Below are 1,600 nucleotides of genomic sequence, written 5' to 3'. Positions count from 1 at the left end.
GTGTACGGGGGGCTGTCGGTGGCCTGCGCCGTGGCGCCACCGGCGCCGGCGCAGGGGGCCTGGACCGGCCTCAACCTGGGGCTCGGGCTTTTCAGCCTGCTGGTCACCGCCTTGCTGGCCTGGCTGACCTGGGCCGGCTGGAAGGCGGGGCGCGAGCTCACCGGACGGCCGCGCTTCAACGCGCTGGTCTCCGCCGGGCTCTATCTCTTCTCCGCGCTCGGGGTCGTCTTTACCGGCATGCCGATCATCGGCGTGCCGCCCTGCCTGTGAGTCGATTGCGGTGACGCTCGCCCAGGCAGAAGGCGAACCGGCCGCCGGGCACACCGCGCTCTACAGCCTGCACGGCATGTGGTGCACCAGCTGCGCGCTCGCCGTCGAAGGCGTGCTCCAGCGCGCCGCCGGCATCGAATCGGCGAGCGTCCACTACCCGACGGCCACGGTCTGGGTGCAGGGCGAGCCCGGCGCGACCGGGTTCGAGACGCTGGCCGCGCGCGTGGCGCGCATCGGCTACCGGCTCGGCCCGCTCGAGGCCGCTTTCGACGCCGCCGAGCGGCTCGAGAAGGAGAGCCGCTACCTGAGCCTGCGCCTGATGGTCGCGGCAGTGTTCGGCATGTGGACGATGCTCGCTTCGCTGCTCATCTATGCCGGTGCCGTGCCCGCCGGGCGCATCGAGCTGGTCATGGCCTGGCTCTCCGGCGGCTTTGCACTGCCCGTGGTGCTCTACGCCGGCGTGCCGTTCTACCGCGCGGGGTGGCGCACGCTGCGCGCGGGCCGCCCGGGCATGGACGTGCTGGTGAGCCTGGGCGTGCTGGGGGCGGTCGCGGTGTCGGTCTGGCTGCTGGCGCGCGGCTCGGCAGAGGTCTACTTCGATACCGCGGTGATGCTGATTGCGCTGCTGCTGGTCGGTCGGCTGGCCGAGACCCTCTGTCGCCAGCGTGGGCTGAAGGCGTTCGATGCGCTGACCCTGCCGCAGGCCGACGTCACCCTGGAGCGCGACGGCGAGCGGCAGACGCGCCCGGCCGAGGAGGCCGCGAGGGGCGACACGCTGCTGCTTGCCCAAGGCGAAACCCTGCTGCTCGATGCAACACTGACTACCCCGGGCTGGTTCGATACCGCCACGCTCTCCGGCGAGAGCGTGCCGCGCTACCTGCAGGCCGGGCAGAAGGTGTACGCCGGCTACCGCTACCTGGGCGCCGGCGAAAAATCGATGCGGCTCATCGTCGATGCAACGCCGGGGGAGCGTCGCATGGACCGGCTGCGCGAGCAGATGCGCCTGCTGCAAACCCGCAAGGGGGAGTTGACCAAGCTCGCTGATCGCTTCGCCGCCTGGCTGAGCCCGGTGGCGCTGCTGCTGGCACTGATCACGCTGCCCGTCGTCTGGATTCTCGGTGCAGGCACGGAGGAGGCAGTGGTGCGAGCGCTCTCGGTACTGGTAGTGGCCTGCCCCTGCGCGGTGGGGTTGGCGGTGCCGCTGGCCGCCCTGGCCGGCAGCGGCCAGGCGATGCAGGCCGGCGTGGCGATCCGCGACCCCGCCGCTTTCGAGCTCTTGTCCGGCGTGCGCGCCGTGGCTTTCGACAAGACCAACACGGTCACCGCCGGC

Annotated in this window: 2 protein-coding genes; both read left to right on the top strand. The window is 71.8% G+C overall.

Going from position 1 to position 1,600, the window contains the following annotated elements:
- Positions 1–270: hypothetical protein (locus tag BIS11_RS17045; RefSeq protein WP_253586649.1), on the top strand; the 270-nt coding region annotated here is incomplete at its 5' end.
- 10 nt (positions 271–280) lie between these two features.
- On the top strand, positions 281–1,600 hold a 1,320-nt coding region (locus tag BIS11_RS17040; protein WP_367399230.1), incomplete at its 3' end, for a heavy metal translocating P-type ATPase.

The organism is Halomonas sp. 707D4, from assembly GCF_024158685.1.
In the GTDB taxonomy this organism is placed as follows: Bacteria; Pseudomonadota; Gammaproteobacteria; order Pseudomonadales; family Halomonadaceae; genus Vreelandella.
The sequence above is the reverse complement of the archived record's forward strand: the minus strand, read 5'-3'. Positions and strand labels throughout refer to the sequence as shown.